The 16,291-nt window shown below is 67.1% G+C and carries 15 protein-coding genes; 5 read left to right on the forward strand and 10 right to left on the reverse strand.

Annotated elements, in window-relative coordinates:
- Positions 1 to 116: 116 nt before the first annotated feature.
- Positions 117 to 2,132: a DUF7282 domain-containing protein gene (locus ACSR87_RS05850; RefSeq protein WP_498531041.1), complete on the reverse strand. Its 2,016-nt coding sequence runs from the start codon at positions 2,130 to 2,132 to the stop codon at positions 117 to 119.
- Positions 2,133 to 2,408: 276 nt separating this feature from the next.
- Between ACSR87_RS05850 and epsC the strand changes: the two genes are divergently transcribed.
- The gene (gene epsC, locus ACSR87_RS05855) at positions 2,409 to 3,272 is read left to right on the forward strand and encodes a serine O-acetyltransferase EpsC (protein WP_498529800.1); all 864 of its coding nucleotides are present in this window, start codon (positions 2,409 to 2,411) and stop codon (positions 3,270 to 3,272) included.
- 51 nt (positions 3,273 to 3,323) lie between these two features.
- Here epsC and ACSR87_RS05860 read toward each other — a convergent pair whose 3' ends face one another.
- The 3 genes from ACSR87_RS05860 to tgtA form a co-directional block, all read right to left on the reverse strand.
- Positions 3,324 to 3,629 carry a DUF8036 family membrane protein gene (locus ACSR87_RS05860; RefSeq protein ID WP_498529801.1) on the reverse strand — a complete coding sequence of 102 codons (306 nt, stop codon included), beginning with the start codon at positions 3,627 to 3,629 and terminating at the stop codon, positions 3,324 to 3,326.
- Positions 3,630 to 3,708: 79 nt separating this feature from the next.
- Positions 3,709 to 3,984, reverse strand: coding sequence for a winged helix-turn-helix domain-containing protein (locus ACSR87_RS05865; RefSeq protein ID WP_004041883.1), 276 nt, complete (start codon positions 3,982 to 3,984; stop codon positions 3,709 to 3,711).
- A 73-nt stretch (positions 3,985 to 4,057) separates the two neighbouring features.
- Positions 4,058 to 5,650 (reverse strand): tRNA guanosine(15) transglycosylase TgtA, encoded by a 1,593-nt coding sequence (tgtA, locus tag ACSR87_RS05870; protein ID WP_498529802.1) that lies wholly within the window; start codon positions 5,648 to 5,650, stop codon positions 4,058 to 4,060.
- Between the two features lie 188 nt (positions 5,651 to 5,838).
- On the opposite strand from tgtA, the gene ACSR87_RS05875 reads away from it, so the two are divergent.
- The gene (locus ACSR87_RS05875) at positions 5,839 to 6,120 is read left to right on the forward strand and encodes a DUF8530 family protein (protein WP_008575053.1); all 282 of its coding nucleotides are present in this window, start codon (positions 5,839 to 5,841) and stop codon (positions 6,118 to 6,120) included.
- Positions 6,117 to 7,637, forward strand: coding sequence for a methyl-accepting chemotaxis protein (locus tag ACSR87_RS05880; protein ID WP_498529803.1), 1,521 nt, complete (start codon positions 6,117 to 6,119; stop codon positions 7,635 to 7,637). The genes ACSR87_RS05875 and ACSR87_RS05880 overlap by 4 nt, the downstream gene beginning before the upstream one ends.
- A gap of 76 nt (positions 7,638 to 7,713) precedes the next feature.
- Here ACSR87_RS05880 and ACSR87_RS05885 read toward each other — a convergent pair whose 3' ends face one another.
- From ACSR87_RS05885 to ACSR87_RS05900, 4 genes are all read right to left on the reverse strand, one after another.
- On the reverse strand, positions 7,714 to 9,585 hold the full coding sequence (locus ACSR87_RS05885) for an SLC13 family permease (protein ID WP_498529804.1): 1,872 nt from the start codon (positions 9,583 to 9,585) through the stop codon (positions 7,714 to 7,716).
- Between the two features lie 48 nt (positions 9,586 to 9,633).
- Positions 9,634 to 10,407 (reverse strand): CPBP family intramembrane glutamic endopeptidase, encoded by a 774-nt coding sequence (locus ACSR87_RS05890; RefSeq protein WP_498529805.1) that lies wholly within the window; start codon positions 10,405 to 10,407, stop codon positions 9,634 to 9,636.
- Between the two features lie 87 nt (positions 10,408 to 10,494).
- Positions 10,495 to 11,043 carry an NUDIX domain-containing protein gene (locus tag ACSR87_RS05895; RefSeq protein ID WP_498529806.1) on the reverse strand — a complete coding sequence of 183 codons (549 nt, stop codon included), beginning with the start codon at positions 11,041 to 11,043 and terminating at the stop codon, positions 10,495 to 10,497.
- A gap of 45 nt (positions 11,044 to 11,088) precedes the next feature.
- On the reverse strand, positions 11,089 to 11,820 hold the full coding sequence (locus ACSR87_RS05900; protein WP_498529807.1) for a profilin-fold protein: 732 nt from the start codon (positions 11,818 to 11,820) through the stop codon (positions 11,089 to 11,091).
- A gap of 119 nt (positions 11,821 to 11,939) precedes the next feature.
- Here ACSR87_RS05900 and ACSR87_RS05905 point away from each other — a divergent pair, with 119 nt between their 5' ends.
- Positions 11,940 to 12,656: a hypothetical protein gene (locus ACSR87_RS05905; RefSeq protein ID WP_498529808.1), complete on the forward strand. Its 717-nt coding sequence runs from the start codon at positions 11,940 to 11,942 to the stop codon at positions 12,654 to 12,656.
- Between the two features lie 30 nt (positions 12,657 to 12,686).
- Here the strand turns inward: ACSR87_RS05905 and ACSR87_RS05910 are convergent, their stop codons facing one another.
- Positions 12,687 to 13,304 carry a class I SAM-dependent methyltransferase gene (locus ACSR87_RS05910; RefSeq protein ID WP_498529809.1) on the reverse strand — a complete coding sequence of 206 codons (618 nt, stop codon included), beginning with the start codon at positions 13,302 to 13,304 and terminating at the stop codon, positions 12,687 to 12,689.
- Between the two features lie 251 nt (positions 13,305 to 13,555).
- Here ACSR87_RS05910 and ACSR87_RS05915 point away from each other — a divergent pair, with 251 nt between their 5' ends.
- On the forward strand, positions 13,556 to 13,750 hold the full coding sequence (locus ACSR87_RS05915) for a cold-shock protein (RefSeq protein ID WP_004041873.1): 195 nt from the start codon (positions 13,556 to 13,558) through the stop codon (positions 13,748 to 13,750).
- A gap of 107 nt (positions 13,751 to 13,857) precedes the next feature.
- Here the strand turns inward: ACSR87_RS05915 and ACSR87_RS05920 are convergent, their stop codons facing one another.
- Positions 13,858 to 16,191, reverse strand: coding sequence for a hypothetical protein (locus ACSR87_RS05920; protein ID WP_498529810.1), 2,334 nt, complete (start codon positions 16,189 to 16,191; stop codon positions 13,858 to 13,860).
- Positions 16,192 to 16,291 lie beyond the last annotated feature (100 nt).

Raw genomic sequence — 16,291 nt, forward strand, 5'->3', positions numbered from 1 at the left:
GCGCAAAATAACCCCAAAGCGGGGCGCGTGCCGCGCGGGGGTGGCTTTTCTGGCCCGCGCGGCGTACGAAAAAGGGTGCCTCTGTGTGGTAGGTGGCCGGTGCGTCGTCAGCGGGATTACCGACGCCGGGCGGCGACGAGCGCCGCCGCGACGAGCGCGACGAGGGCCACGACGAGACCGAAGCCGGGCGCGTCGGTTGACGACTCGGTCGTCGTCTCCATCGACTCGTCCGTCATCTCGGTCGTGGGTTCGTCGGTCATCGAGTCGGTCGGTTCGTCGGTCATCGTCTCGGTCGGTTCGTCGGTCGCGGTCTCGGTCATCGTACCGTCGACCGTGTAGTCGGCCGTCGTGAGGACCGCGCCGCCGGCGGCCACGTAGGGCCCGTCGTTTTCGCCCTCGCCAGTCACGAAGTCGTAGGCCTCGTTGCCGTTGGTGTCCATGTGCACCATCGGGACGACGGTTCCGGACTCCTCGAGCGGCGCGTCGAGGCTGATTTCGACGTTCTCGTGGGTGCCGGGTTCGAGGTACGCGGAGGTGCCGCGGACGCTCTCGAAGACCTGTCCTTCCGTGACCGTCGCGTCGTGGACCGTCACGAAGCCGCCGTCGTGGAGCGTGACGGACTCGACGGTGACGGTCGCGCCGTCGCCGGACTGGTCCATCGCGGTCACGACCGCGTTGACCGAGGTGTGGGCGCTGGCGACGACCGCGCCGCCGTCAGCGGTGAACGGACCGTCGGACTCGCCCTCGCTGGTCACGAAGTCGTAGGCCTCGTTGTCGTTGGAGTCCATGTGCGCCATGGGGGTGAGCACCTGCGAGGAGCGAATCGGCTCGTCGAGGGTGACTGCGACGTTCTCGTGGACGCCGGCGGGCAGGTACATCGAGGTACCGACCACGCTGTCGAACACCGCGCCGCCCGACAGCGACGGGTCGTGAATCGTCACGAAGCCGCCCTCGGAGAGTTCGACCCGGTCGACCACGACGGTCGCGCCGTCAGACGATTTCATCGTGTAGTCGACGCTGGCGGAGACGGTCGCCTCGCCGCTGTCGATGACGGCGCTGCCGTCAGCCGTGTACGGACCGTCGGCCTCGCCCTCCGACTCGGGGAAGGTGTACGTCTCGTTGCCGTCGGTGTCCATGTGCGCCATCGGGACGACGGTGGTCGTCTCGTTCAGCGGCGAGTCGAGGGTGACCCGCACGTCGCGGTGCAGGCCGGGTTCGAGGTACATCGAGGTGCCGCGGATGCTCTCGAACACCTGTCCTTCCGTGACCGTCGCGTCGTGAATCGTCACGAAGCCGCCCTCTGGCAGGTACGCCGAGTCGACGACGACGGAGTAGCCGCCGGTGGCCTGCGCGGTGTAGTTCACGCTCGCGGTGTCCGACGGCATGGCCATCGCGGTGTCGACGACGGGGCTGCCGTCAGCCGTGTACGGGCCGTCGGTCTCGCCTTCCGACTCGGGGAAGGTGTAGGTCTCGTCGCCGTCGGTGTCCATGTGCGCCATCGGGACGAGCGTCGTGTTCTCGGTCACGGGCGCGTCCAGCTCGACGCGGACGTTCTCGTGGACGCCGGCGGGCAGGTACGCGGAGGTGCCGCGGATGCTCTCGAACACCGCGCCCTCGGTGACAGTGCCGTCGTGAATCGTCACGAAGCCGCCCTGCGAGAGTTCGACCCGGTCGACCACGACCGAGTCGCCGGTCGTGGGCTGGTCGGACATCGAGACGGTCGCGCTCGCGTTGACCGTCGCGGTGTCGACGACGGCGCTCCCGTCGGCCGTGTACGGGCCGTCGGCCTCGCCGTTGGCCGCGACGAACGAGTAGACGCGGTCGCCGTCGGAGTCCATGTGGGGCATGGCGACGAACGTGCCGGACTCGTCGACGGGGTCGTCGAGGCGGACGGTCACGTCCTCGTGGGTGCCGGCGTCGAGGTACGCCGACGACCCGACGACGCTCCCGAGGACGTTGCCGTCCGTGACGGAGGCGTCGTGAATCGTCACGAAGCCGCCCTCGGGGAGCGTGACGGAGTCGACCGTGACGGTCGTGCCGCCGGTCGCTTGGTTCTCGAAGGAGACGGCCGTGGTCTCCTGTTGTGCCGCTGCGGCCGCCGGGATGCCCCCGACGACCACGACGAGTGTCATCAACACTGCGAGTGTGCGTCGCATGTCTCAGAGGGGGAGGAATATTTAAAAGAAGATTTTCCGAACTGTCACCCAAATCTCTCCCCGATGTGTCCCCAGTCGCCCGATTTCGGCGGCCAGAATCCTTATCCGGCGGTTGGCTCACGCCGGGTCGGCAGAGCGAACGCGCCGGCTGTCGAGCGCCAGTTCGAACACACGATCCGCGACTCGAAGGCGGCGAATCGGGCCCGATGAGACGGGGTTAAATACCGCTCGTCCACCAACTATCGCTATCGGATGTCTTACAGCTACACGGGCGACGCGCATCTCGGGCTCGCGGCGTCCTACCGCGCCGACGACGACCCCTTCCCCACGGACACGTCGCTTTCGTTCCCGCGCCGGAACCACCTGCGAGAGGACGTCGACCTCATCAAGCGCCTCCTGTTTCCCCGGTGTTGGAACGCGGGGCCGTGGGTCGGCGACGAGGAACTCCTCCGCGACGGCGTCGCCAACTTCGGCGCGCTCTGTTACTCCGGTATCGACCCCTACATAGACGAGGACCCCGCGCCCATCGTGGACGAAGTCGTCAGGCGACTCCCCGATATCCGCGAGCGGCTGAAGAAAGACGTGGAGGCGGCGTACAAAGGCGACCCCGCCGCGCGCAGCTACGTCGAAATCATCCGGTCGTATCCGGGCGTACAGGCGATTGTCGTCCACCGCGTCGCACACGCCTTCTACGAGGCCGGCGCGCCCGCGTACGCCCGCGAACTCACCGAGTACGCGAAGATGGAGTCGGGAATCGACATCCACCCCGGCGCGACCATCGACGACTACTTCTTCATCGACCACGGCACCGGCGTCGTCATCGGCGAGACGACGACCATCGGCGAGTGGGCGCGCATCTATCAGGACGTGACGCTCGGTGCGCTCCACTTCGAGGAGGACGAAGACGACGAACACTCGCTCAAGAAGGGGTACAAACGCCATCCGGACATCGGTGACAGCGTCGTCATCGGCGCGGGGACCAAAGTGCTCGGCGCGGTCTCCGTCGGCGACCACGTGAGCATCGGCGCGAACTCGTGGGTCACAGAAGACGTGCCGGACCACACGAGCGTCTACATCTCGGAACATCCGACTCACGAGCGGAAACACCGCGACTGAGCGGGCGGAGCAGGCGGAGGCGAGAAGGAAAGCAACCGGGAGTGCGAGGCCTCAGTCGAACGTGATCCACGCGAGGAACACGAGGCCGAACGTCTCGAAGACGTGCAACAGCATCATCAGCCGCCAGGCGATGACGGGCACGTCGGTGCTGAACCACCCCGAGAGCGTCGGGTCGAGGATGTACATGTAGAACGCCAGCGCGTTCTCGGCGAGGAGGAACAGGCCGAACACGAGGAGACCGACGGCGTGTTTGGACCTGAAGGTCAGGTAGTTTCGGGCCCACACCGCCGACAGTGCGAGAAGCACGACGACGTTGACGCCCGAGGAGACCGTCGCGACGTCCACCCAGATACTCATTCGTTCTCTCCTTTCCCCGTCATCCTGATATACGCTTTCCCAAATCTTTCCATAATCACCGCGTCCGTGACTCGCATGCTCAGTCCATCCGCTCGACGATGGTCTCGACGGTCTCCCAGTTGGCGCGACACCGCGGCGACGGGAGGTAGACCGCGCCGTAGTCGTCGCCGCTTCGCTGGACCACGTCGTTGTCCATGAGCACGTCGAGGTGGTGCCGGACGGTCTTGTAGTCGAGGTCGAGCGTCTCGGCCAGTTGGTTGGCGTTTCGCGGCTGCTCCTCTACGGTCTTGAGAATACGCACACGGTTTTCGCCCCCGCGGGTTCCCGTGAGCACGTACCAGAGGACAGCCTCCATCGTGTTCGTTGATACGTCGGGTGAACCTAAGAGCATCGACCGACAGGCACGGACGCGACCGACCGGGTCGGCGCTACTCGTCCGACAGTCCGGCGGCGTCGCCCTCGACGCGCCCGTCGTCGCTCGCGTCGTTGCCGTCATCCACGCCGCTCTCGTCGTCAGCCTCCGACGCCTCGTCGCCCAATCGCTCCGAAACCGCCGACAGCGACTCCAACTCGACCGACTCGGGCACGCGGGCGAGTGCCGACTCGGGCCAGTCGTCGTGCGCCAGCGTGAACGCCGCGTCGGGGTTCTCCTCGACCAGTCGCGAGACGCCGCGGGCGGCCTGCTCGTAGGCGTCGCGGTCGAGGCGCTCGGGGACCTCGGCGGTGAGCGGGTACGTCTCGGAGAGCGACCGCGGGAACGGACCGAACGGCGGGACGACCCGCCACGTCGCGTCGAAGTCGTCGCCGGAGGGGATGCCGCCCTCGGTGAGGAGGACGTGACCCTCGGCGGTCAGGCGGTCCATGCGGTCGTGGTGGCGCGCGACCTCGGGCCGGTGGGCGCTCTCGTTGGAGGCGTAGAAGAACGCGCCCTTCGAGGCGGGGTCCTCGCGTTCGAGCTGGTCGACGTGGTCGAGAAGCGCGCGGTAGCCGTCGAGCATCGCCGGGTGCGAGCGGGCGCGCTCCTCGACGAGTTCCATCAGGTCGCCGTCGCGGATGGCCTGCTTGATGCGGCGGAGTTCCGCGAACGTGACGTGGAGGTTGTGCTCGGCGAGCAGCTGTTCCTGTCGTTTCGACCCTTTCTCGCGGAGGTCGTCCGGCGAGTACTCCGTGCAGATGGGACAGGTACACGGGAGGTAGTCGAGGTCTTCGAGGTGTTCGGTCCCGCGGACGGTGAGATACCGCCCGTCGCGGGCGTAGAGGGCGTAGGCGGCGGAGTCGAACAGGTCGCAACCGAGCGCGACGGCGAGCGCGAGCATCATCGGGTGGCCCGCGCCGAACAGGTGAACCGGGGCGTCGACGCCGAGGCCGCGCTTGGCGGCCGCGACGGCGTCGACCATGTCGTCGTAGCGGTAGGCGTTCATCATCGGCACGACCGCGCCGACGGGGAACACGTCGAGGTCGGTCGCGTCGGCGTGGCGGCCGGCCTCCTCGCGGAGGTCCGGATAGGTCGACCCCTGAACGGGGGCGTTGACGAGCATCTCGCCCGTGTCGGCGGCCTCGGCGTCGGCGAGGGCCTGCCTCGTGAGTTCGAGGTCCGTTTCGGCCTGCTCGCGGGCCACGTCCGGCGGCGTCGGGATGTCGACCGGGGTGGCGATGTCGGTACCGATGTCGCGCTGGAACTGCAGAATCTCCTCGGTCGTCGTGTCGATTTCGCCGTACTCGGCGAGCTGGAACGACCCCGAGTCGGTCATGATGGCCCCGTCGAAGTCGAGCATCTCGTGGAGGCCCACGTCCAGCGCCTCCTCGCGGAGGTGCTCGTTCGTCTTGATGATGTAGGAGTTGGTGATGAGGATGTCCGCGCCGAACTCGGACGCCAGTCGCGCGGGCGAAATCGTGTCGATGTTGGGGTTGACGACCGGCAGGAGCGCCGGCGTCTCGACGGTGACCCCCGCACGCGGGACCGAAAGCCGGCCGATGCGCCCGGCGAGGTCCCCGTCGCGGAGTTCGAAATGGTCGCGCATGGACTGTCGTTTCCCGAGGGCGGCGGTAAGAGTTGCGTTCGCGGGCCGGTCGCCGGGGTGAAAAATAGACGTACGACGACATACCGGTTCATTCATCAAAATATTCTAGAAAAATAGACAGGAGGGATATCAAACGTGATTTTTTAGGCGAACAGTTTACAAAGAGATTGATTCAACCGAGAAGATAGATGTTAGCCGATTTATCACCACTCGAAGTAACCGCGCTCGCCGTCGCCCTCGTCGGGCTGATACCGGTTATCACGCAGTACAGAGAGGAGACCAAACTGTTCGCCGCGGGGTACGTCCTGCTCGTGGTCGGGATGGTCGCGACGAACCTCGAGGCGCTGTTCCTCGGGTCGGTGCTCAACTTCGTCGAGCACGCGTTCGGCATCGGCCTCGCGGGAGTCACCTTCTTCGCGGCGGCGTACCTCCGTCGGAAAAACGTCATCAAGGGCGGTGACGCCTCGTGATAATCGACGCGCTGTTCGACGCTATCGGGACCCTCGGGTTCATCGGCGCGGCGGTGCTAGCGTGGCTCAACTACCGCGACACCGACGCGGAAGCGTCGTTCTGGCTGACGTACGCGTTCGCCTCCGTGCTGGCGATTCTGTGGATGTTCAGCCTCACGATGGAGAAACTCGGGTTCTACACCGAGATATTCAACCTCGTGACCTCGCCGCTCATGACCGCCACGGTCGCCGTCTTCGCCATCGGCGGCACCGCGACGCTCGCCATCGTCGCGGACATGAAGGAACTCGTCGACGACGCCGACGAACGGCGGCGCGAACTCGACGCGCTCACGACGGACCTCGAACGACAGGCGGAGAACTACGGCGACGCGATGCAGACGGCCGCCGACGGCGACCTTACCGTCCGCGTCGACGCCGAGAGCCAGAACGACGCGATGCGCCGCATCGGCCGAGGCTTCAACGAGATGTTGGAAGCCATCGACTCGGTCATCGTCCAGATTCAGACGTTCGCCGAGCAGGTCGACGACGAAAGCTCCGAAGTCACCGCGAGCGCGAACGCCGTGAAGACGACGAGCACGGACGTCGCCAACAGCATCGAGGAGATTTCGGCGGGCAACGAGACCCAACACCGGAACCTCAACGCCGCGGAGTCCGAACTGAGCAACCTCTCTGCGACCATCGAGGAAATTGCCTCCTCGTCCGAGGAAATCGCGCGACAGTCCCAACAGACCGTCGGGCGCGCCAAGGAGAGCCAGGAGGCCGCCAGTTCGACCATCGAGAAGATGGAGCAGTTGGAGTCGCGGTCGACCGAGACCGTAGACGAGGTCGAGGAACTCCAGCAGTCGGTCACGCAGATTAGCGAGGTCGTCGACCTCATCGACGACATCGCGGAGAAGACGAGCATCCTCGCGCTCAACGCCTCCATCGAGGCGGCGGGCGCGGGCGACGCGGGCGAGGGCTTCGCCGTCGTCGCAAGCGAGGTGAAGACGCTCGCCGAGGAGACCGCCGAGGCGACCCAAGAGGTCGACTCGCTCATCCGCGACATCGAGCAGTCGACCGAGAACGTCGCCGAGGACACCTTCGAGACGCAATCCGAGGTCGAATCCAGCCGCGAGACCGTCGGCGAGACGGTCGAGGTGCTCGAGGAAATCGTCCACAAAATCGAAGACAGCAACGACTCCATCCAGTCCATCAGCAGCGCCACCGACGAGCAGGCGCAGTCGACCCAGGAGGTCGTCACGATGATGGACGAGATAACGAACCTCAGCGACCAGACGGCGTCCGAGGCGCAGAACGTCTCCGCCGCGGCCGAAGAGCAGACGGCGGCGACCCAGCAAATCGCGGCGTCGTCCTCGTCGCTCTCGGAGCGCGCACAACAGCTCAAATCGCTCGTCTCGCAGTTCGACTCCGGGCGAGCGACGGGCGGCGCACCGGGCGGCGAGACAGCGACGCCCGCGGCTTCGGCCCCGAACCGAGCGATGCGGGCCGACGGGGCCGGCGACGACCGACCGAACTGACCGACGACCGGCGCACGCGCGAGCGCCCCGATGTTTTTCCGCCGACTCGCACAACGAGGGTCACGCACCTACGCGCCTACGCGCCGACGCCCCAGAAGAAGGCGATGCCGGCCACGGTGACGACCGACAGGAGCAACTGCAAGGGCGCGCCGACGCGGAGGAAGTCGGAGAACGTGTAGCCGCCGGGGCCGTAGACGAACAGGTTCGTCTGGTAGCCGACGGGAGTCATGAAGGCCGTCGACGCCGCGAACGTCACGGCGAGGACGAACGAGAACGCGTTGGCCCCGATTGATTGGGCGGCGCTGGCGGCGACCGGAATCATGAGCACGACGCTCGCGTTGTTCGAGATGACGCTCGTGAGCAGTCCGGTCGCGAGGTAGAACACCCACAGCACGCCGATTGCAGGGAGGAACGTCGCCGTCGAGGCGACGGCGTCACCGAGGAGCGCCGCGGCACCCGTCTGTTGGAGCGCGACGCCGAGCGGGATGACGCCCGCCAGCAGGAAGATGACGTTCCACTCGACCGATTTGTACAGTTCGTTCGGCTTGAGGACGCCGGTGAGAATCATCGCGACCACGCCCCCGAGCGCCGAGACGACGATGGGAAGGACGTTGAACGCCGGGAGCGCGACGACGCCGGCGATGATGGCGACGGCGAACGGCGTCTTCTCGGTTCGGTAGTCGGCGTCGTCGAACTCGTGGGCGACGATGAAATCCTCGTTTTGGACGAGCCGCGTGAGGCTGTCGGGCGGTGCCTGCACGAGTAACGTGTCGCCGACGCGGATATCGATGTCCTCGAACCGGTCGCGGACGACCTTCCCGCGGGTCCGGAAGGCGAGGACGTTCGCGTCGTAGCGCTGGCGGAACGTCGAACTGGCGAGGCTCTCGCCGACGAGAAACGAACCCGAGGGGATGACGACTTCGACCATGACCGGCTCTTCTTCGCCCGGGTGGAGCTCGCTCTCCGAGCGGGGGCCGCCGACGAACGTGAGCCCCTCCGAGCGCATGATTCGTTCGAGCGTCTCCCGGTTCGTGCGGAGCCGAAGCGTGTCGTTCTCGTGAATCTCCTTGCGGGCCAGTGGCTCCAAGAACTGCTCGCCGTAGCGGATGAGCTGTAACACGTCGATATCGAGGTCGTCGTTCCCGAGGGCCTCTTGGACGGTCTGGCCGATGAGCGACGAATCGGCGGGGACGACCACGTCGGCGAGATACTCCTGGAGCGCGTACTCCTCGACGAGGTCGTCCTCGGCGGGAACCCGCTTCGGGAGCAGACGAACGCCGACCGTCATGAGGTAGACCGAGCCGACCGCGAAGACGATGACGCCGAGTTTGGTGAACTCGAACATGCCGAAGGCGTGGAGGCCGAGGCCGGGCGACTCCCGCCCGAGTTGGGCCGCGATGTCGCTGGCGAGAATGTTCGTCGATGTGCCGATGACCGTCAGGGTGCCGCCGAGCATCGAGGCGAACGAAAGCGGCATGAGGAGCTTCGACGGCGAGGTCTTGCCCTTGTGCGCGAGGTCCGCGACGACCGGGACGAGGATGGCCACGACCGGCGTGTTGTTGATGAACCCCGACACCGGGCCGGTGACGCTAATCGTCGCGGCGAGCTGTTTCGTTTGGCTGTTGCCGGCGAACGCGGCCATCTTTCGTCCGATGTGTTGGACGATGCCGGTTCGGTTGACGCCAGTGCTCAAGATGAGCATCGCCAATACGGTGATGGTTGCGGGGCTGGCGAAGCCCGAGAGCCCCTCCTGCGGGGTGATTTGCGTCCACGGCTCCAGCACCATCAGGAGGACCATCACGACGATGGCGGTCACGTCGATGGGGAGCCACTCGGTGGCGAACAAGACGAGAGAGAGGAGGATGAGCGCGAAGACGACGAGCATATCCACCGTGACGGCCGCCGGAACAAGCCCCTGGACGGCCGACACGAGTGTGGAGAAGAACACGTCTGACGGAGGGGATAGCGAAGGAAAAAGGCTGGTATCGGCGACGGTTCAGAACAGCAGTTCGGTCGGAACCCCGCCGGGGCTCATCTCGGTGAGCTTGAACACGAGGTACGCGAGCGAGAACAGCGTCGCGTTGTACGCGCCGTGGATGAGTGCCGGGACGGCGATGTTGTCGGTCAGTTCGTACGCCGTGCCGAAGACGACGCTCGGGAGGAACAGGATGCCGATTGTGACGAGGCGGCCGCCCGCGCCGCCCGTGAGCGCGACGTAGTGAATCGCCGCGAAGATGGCGCTGGCGAGGGCGATGCCCGGCACCGGGCCGAACGACTCGCGGATGCGGTTCTGGACGACCCCGCGGAACAGCAGTTCCTCGCCGGGGCCGATGAGGAGGAACGACGCCGGGACGAGGAGCAACAGCACTTCGGGGTCCTGTGCGGCGATTTCGGTCACTTGGTTCGACCCCGCTTGGACGCCGAACGTCGAGACGAGGAACGCGCCGACGAACGCCGCGACGAGCGCGGTTACGTAGCCGAGGACGACCGCGACGAGGTCGCGGAGCGACGGCATCGAGACGCCGAAGTACGAGCGGTCGAGGCCGCGGTATCTGGTGTAGACGAGGGCGACCCCGCCGAAGGCGATGCCCTGCAAGAGGATGAGCGACGTGACGACGAGCGCGAGGGGCGTCAGTTCGACGCCCGCGCTCGCCGCCGCGAACTGCGTGATAAAGACGAGTATCGTGCCGACGACGAGACCGCCGCCGCCGAGGGCGATAGCTGCGAGGAAGGACCGAGCGAGGTCGGGGAAACGCGTCGTAGTAGACACAGGCGACCAGTTGGAGCGCCGGCGTCAAAATCCTTCTCGCCTCGGAACGGGGTTCGAGGGGCGAACGCGGGCGCGCGAGTGACCGCGCTACTCGCCGGCGAGTTCGTAGTAGAGAACGCCGAGGACCGTCCTAGCGTCGCGGACCTCGCCCGCGAGGACGGCCCCCTTGAGGTCGTCGTAGCCGACCGTCGTCGGGCGGATGCTCTCGTTGAAGTCGAGGTTCCGGTCGGCGCTCGGCTCGCATCCGCGCGCGACGAAGTAGTGGTGGACGGAGTTGGCGATGCCGTTGGCCGGCTCGACGGTCACGAGCGGTTCGACCGTCTCGGCCTCGTGGCCGGTCTCCTCTGCGAGTTCGCGCCGGGCGGCCGCGGCGTAGTCGTCGTCGTCCGGTTCGGTGCCGCCGGCGGGGAGGCCGCGGTTCGTCCGGTCGACGGCCTGTCGCCACTCGTCGATGACGACCACGTCGCCGTCGGGGGTGAAGGGGAGGACGACGACCGCCGCCGGCTCGTCGACGTAGTGGAAGTCCGTCTCGGTCCCGTCGGGGAGCCGAACGTCGTCCATGCGGATGTCGAAGCCGGGACACGAGTAGTCGATGCGCGTGTCGGTGGTCTCCCACGCGAGGTCGTCGTCGCTCATAGCATCAGGTGACGGCGGCGTTTCCAAAAGCGTCGCGATACCCCGCTACCCCGCGTCGTCGAACGAGACGGTCGCGAGGTCGGCTTCGAGGTCGTCGACGTACTCGTTGTACGCCTCCACGAACGCGGCGAAGTCGCCGGCGAGTTCGCGCACGTCGGGCGCGGCGGGCGGTTCGTACTGCGACAGCAGGTAGATGCCGCCCTCGCCGCCGACGCGGAGGTACGACGCCTGCGGGCCGTCCCACTTCAGCTCCCAGCGCGTGCCGCCGACCCGCTGGGTGAAGGTGCCGTACTCGCCGTCGAAGCGGTTGAGTTCGCCCGCCATGGTGTCGGCCACCTCGCGGATGGTCGAGACGAGTTGGTCCCGCTGTGCGACGATTTCCTCGGTCGTCGTCACCGCGGGGAACGCCGTCGGCACGTCGTCGAGGACGCCGTCGAGCGACTCGACGTGGTCGTTGTACGCCTCCACGAACGCCGGGTAGTCCTGCATCGCCGTCGCGAGCGCCTTCGGCTCCGGCGGCTGTTTGGTCGAGACGACGTAGGTCTCGCCGCCCGACTTCCCCTTGAACCGGAGATACTGGAGCGCGCCCGCCTCGTACTTGAGCGTCCACGTCCCGCGGCGCGTCTTGAACGTCTCTTGGCCGTAGTCGCCGCCCTGGAGGATGGCGAGTTCGCGCGCGATGGTGCCCGCGTGGGCCTCGACCGCGGCGACGACCTCGTCGCGGTTGGCCGCAACGTCGTCGACGCTCGCGATATCGAACGAGAGGGCGTCAGTCATGGTCGGACGGTGGTGATTGGAGGGGATAAGTGCGTCCGTCGCCGGATTTATCATCGGTGATACGCGTCTCGAATGTGATGAGCCAACACAGGGCATCGATCGGTGGGACGATCGGTGGGATGGCACGACGGGCGAACCCGGCCTTTGCGGGCGGCATCGTCGCCGTCTCGGTGGTCGCGCTCGCCTACGCGGTGACGGTCGGGTCGCTCCAGCAACACACGTTCGTCCACGTCATGGCGGGGCTGCTCTGGACGGGCACCGACCTGTTCATGGGAGCGATTCTCGGGCCGGTCATCGGCGGCCTGAGCGACGAACAGAGCGCCGCGGTGTTCGAGCGCCTCACGCCGAAGACCTCGTTTTTCCTCCCGTCGATGGCGCTCGTCACCATCGCGGGCGGCATCACGCTCGCCCAGCGACTCGGCGTGTTTCCCCACGCCGAACCGTGGCTCGCGCTGTTCACCGCCGCGAACCTGATTCCGATTTGCCTCCTGCTCGGTCGCCGGCTGAACGCGTGGCGCGACCGGCGCTGGCAGGTCGCCTTCGCCGTCGCCACCGTCGGGTCGCTCGCGTGGGTCGCAACCACCATCAGCGACTTCCGGATGACGACTCCGGCCATCGTCGTCGCGCTCGTGGTCGTCACGATTCTCTCGGTGCAGGGCTTCGGCTTCCTGATGCCCGGCGAAATACGGATGTACTTCGAGATGACCTCCGAGAACCCGGACCCCGGCGTCATCTCGGCCATCGGAAAACAGAACGCCATGCTCGGCGGCGTGCAGGGTGTGTTCCAACTCGTCCTCATCGCCGACATGGTGTACCTCCGCTACGGGGGCTTCTGAGGTGAACGCGGGGCGGCCGCGCTCGCGGGCTCAGTCGACCCGGCGGAACACGCGGCGGGTGTCGCGGTCGCCGTGTTCGCAGGCGACCTGTTCGAACCCGAACGGCTCGAACACGGCCGCCCAGTCGCGGTAGTACAGCGGGAAGTCGTACTCCTCGTCGTTGACGCCGCGGTCCTCGGGCGGCACCGACCGGTCGCCCTCGTTTTCGACGGTGACGACGTAGTCGCTCGCGCTCCGAGCGACCGCCTCGAACACCCACGCGTCGTCGGGGTGGACGTGCTGGAGCGTCTCGACGGAGTAGACGGCGTCGAACTGCCCCGGAGAGAACGCCTCGACGACCTCCTCGATGGCGGCGGCGTGGAACGTCCCGCAGTCGTCGAGGTCGGGGTAGGCGTCGGCCATCACCTCGAAGCAGTCGGGGTTGATGTCGACGCCGTGGAGGTTCTCGAAGCCGTGTTCGCGGAGGTGCGAGAGGTGTCGGCCGGGTCCGCAACCGAGTTCGAGAATCGACGCCGAGGCGTCGAGTCGCTCGTCGAACACCCGCCGAATCGCCTCGCTCGTCTCGTTCGGCCCGTAGTACGCGTAGTACTCCGGCGAGAACTCTCCCGACCGGTCTGCCCACTTCCGACGAACGTCGTTAGCATCCACGGTGTCGGAGACCGTCCGGCCACGCGTAAAGCCTCGTCGGCCGCGCCCGACTGTCTCGGAGAACAGAACTGTCGATACCACAGGTAATCCCGCAATCGCCGTCGAACCACTAGGTGAGCGCGTCGAGAACCGACATACCAGAACATTTGTCTACAAACATCTACGATTCAGAAATATATTCAATAAAATAACCCCGTGACAACACGACCCTCACAAGTCTTATCCGTAAAGGGCGTGTGTGTTCAAAAGCAATGGCGAAAGGAAACGTTGATTTCTTCAACGACACTGGCGGCTACGGTTTCATTTCGACGGACGATGCTGACGACGACGTGTTCTTCCACATGGAAGACATCGGCGGCCCGGACCTCGAAGAAGGCACGGATGTGGAGTTCGACATCGAGCAGGCCCCCAAGGGCCCCCGCGCGACGAACCTCACGCGCCTTTAAACTAATTTAGTACGCCGCGTTTCGCGGCAGAACGATAACTTACATTTTGCGTATATTCGACCGGCGAGCGACGCGTTCGCGGTCAGGTAACCACGGACCCGAGCCACTCAGAGCGTGTCGGCCGCGCGGGCCTGCTCGGAGCGACGGCGCGCCTGTTCGAGCCGGCGGTCCGTCGCCCGCGAGAGCGACCCCGGAAGCTCTCCGCGAGCCTCGGCCAACCGCTCGGCCACGCGTTCGAGTCGCGCGGCGACGGTGTCGAGACTCTCGTCCGCCCGCCCGCGGTCGCCCGACTCGGCGCGTTCGGCGGCCCGGCGCGCGGCCTCCGCGACCGATTCGAGCGCCTGCGCCAGCCCGCGAACCGCGTTCGCCTGCCCGCCACCCGTCGGCGTTCGGGTCGCGCCGTCCGAGGTGGTCGTGTCCGCCGAGTCGTCCGAATCGTCGCTGTCGCTGTCGTCGCCCCCACCGTCGGCCGCCGCCACCGCCGCGGCCGTCTCCGCGGAGATGTCCGCGAGGAATGTCGCAAGCGACGCTTTCCCGGTTCGGGGTTCGTCGATGCGGACGCTCGGAATCGACGCGGGCGCGGGGTCGCCGTTCGAATCCGCATCCGACCCATCCGAGTCAGGACCGGGGTCGGGGTCGGGGTCGGGATTCACCCGGAACGCGCCGAGTTCGTCGTCGCTGTCGCGGACCTCGACGGTGTACGCGCCGCCGCGGTGGACGTAGACGGCGTCCGGCCCGGACAGCGGCGCGTCGTACAGTCGGCCGCCGAAATCGTCTTCGAGCGCGAGCGCCGTCAGGTCGCGGTCCGTCCCGTCGGTGTCGACCTCGACTTTCGTCGCGGACTCCCGCGCGACGAGCGGGATTTCGCCGTCAACACCGGCCGTGACGACTGTTTCGCCCGCATCGCCGCCGCCGGGTGACGGTTCGGGCTCCGATGCGGACGCAGAACCGGAACCCGCGTCACCGACCCGAACCGACTCGCTGTGTGGTGCCGACCCCGCGCCGTTGACCGTGAGTCGGTGCTCGCCCGCGGGCACGTCCCGAAGGACGCCGAGACCGCCGAACGTCGGCGCGGCCTCCGGGTCGCTCTCTAAGAGGAGGACGGACTCGACGCCGGACTCGCGGGTCGTCACGCCCTCGCCGTCCGGCGCGTCCGCGTCGGTGACGGCCTCCGTCACCCGGACGAACAGCGTGTTGAGCGTCGAGGGGTCGTCGACGGCGTCGTATCGGTCCGCGAGTTCGCTCCGGTGGGTCGGGTCGGTGATGTCGGCCGCGGGGTCGGCGTAGCGCGGCTGACTCCACGGCGCGCTCGTCGTCGTGAGGTGGCTCGCAATCGCGTCCTCGACGAAGCCCGGGACCGCGAACTCGAAGCTCAGTTGCGGCCCGGTGAACTCAGTAATGTGCTCGACCTCACCCGCGGGGACGAGCGCGTACTCGATGTCTGCGTCGGTGGCGGCGTCCGCGTCGGCGGTCGTGTCCGCGCCCGCGTCGGTGGCGGCGTCCGCCGTCTCGGTGGCGAACACCAGCCCCGTCGCCCGCGCCGGGAGGTCCGTCGGCGGCGACGACAGCGCGTCGAACGACCGCACCGTGAGCGCCTCGCCGACCAGAGACTCGCGAGTGACCGACGGGAGTCGCTCGTCTTCGTACACCGGTGCGCCGTCGAGTTCCGGAACGACGTAGGGCAGGCGCGCGCCCTCGTCTCGCGGAAGCCCGTAGGCGATGGGTATCTCCGCGGCGTCCTCGATGCGGTCGAGCGCTCGGTTCGTGATGTCCGCGAACGTCCCGCCGGTCGGGAGTCGCTGGAACCGGTCGGCGCGGTCGTTGAGCGACAGCGCGCTGGAGTGCGACCCGAGTTCCGACAGCACCCGCGGCGGGCGCGCCGGGTCCGGGTCGAGAAACTCGTTGTTCGGCACCGACCGCGAGTGCGAACTCGCGACGTACAGCTGGGGGACCGGCTCGTCGCCCGCCGTATCGACGAAGACGTGCAACACCTCCCAGTCGTGCCAATGGAAGTTCGTCGTGAACTGGTCGAACACCGAGTAGAACCAGTACTGCACCGCCGTCAGCGACGAGTCCTCGTAGCCGACCACGTTGTAGAACACCGTCGGTTCCGGCGCTCGCTCGCCGGTCTCCCGCCGGGTCGCGTGGTAGCCGTCGAGCGCGTCGAAGCCGTCGACGACCGTCTCGCCGTCCCGGTCGCTCGCGTACGACCGCGGGTCCGTCGGGAACCACGTCTCGTCGGCGTCGAAATAGAGCGTCGGCGCGAACCGCGCGGCGAGGTCGCGGGCGACGTGGTCATCGACGCTCGCGGTCGGAGCGGCGGTGCTGGTGGTTTCGGTCGCGTCGCTGCCGAGGGCCGAACAGCCGGCGAGCGATCCGACGCCGGCGCTCCCGAGCGCGGCGAGGAACGCCCGTCTGTCGACCGCGGGTCGGTCCGTCATCTGTCTAGCTGGTGGAGTCGAGGACGGACCAAATCTCTTGTGCCGGGCGGGGATGCCGGCGGGTTCGGGGCCGGTCGCTGGCCGAAAAAGCGGCGGCGAG

The organism is Haloferax sp. SDI50 (assembly GCF_059802635.1).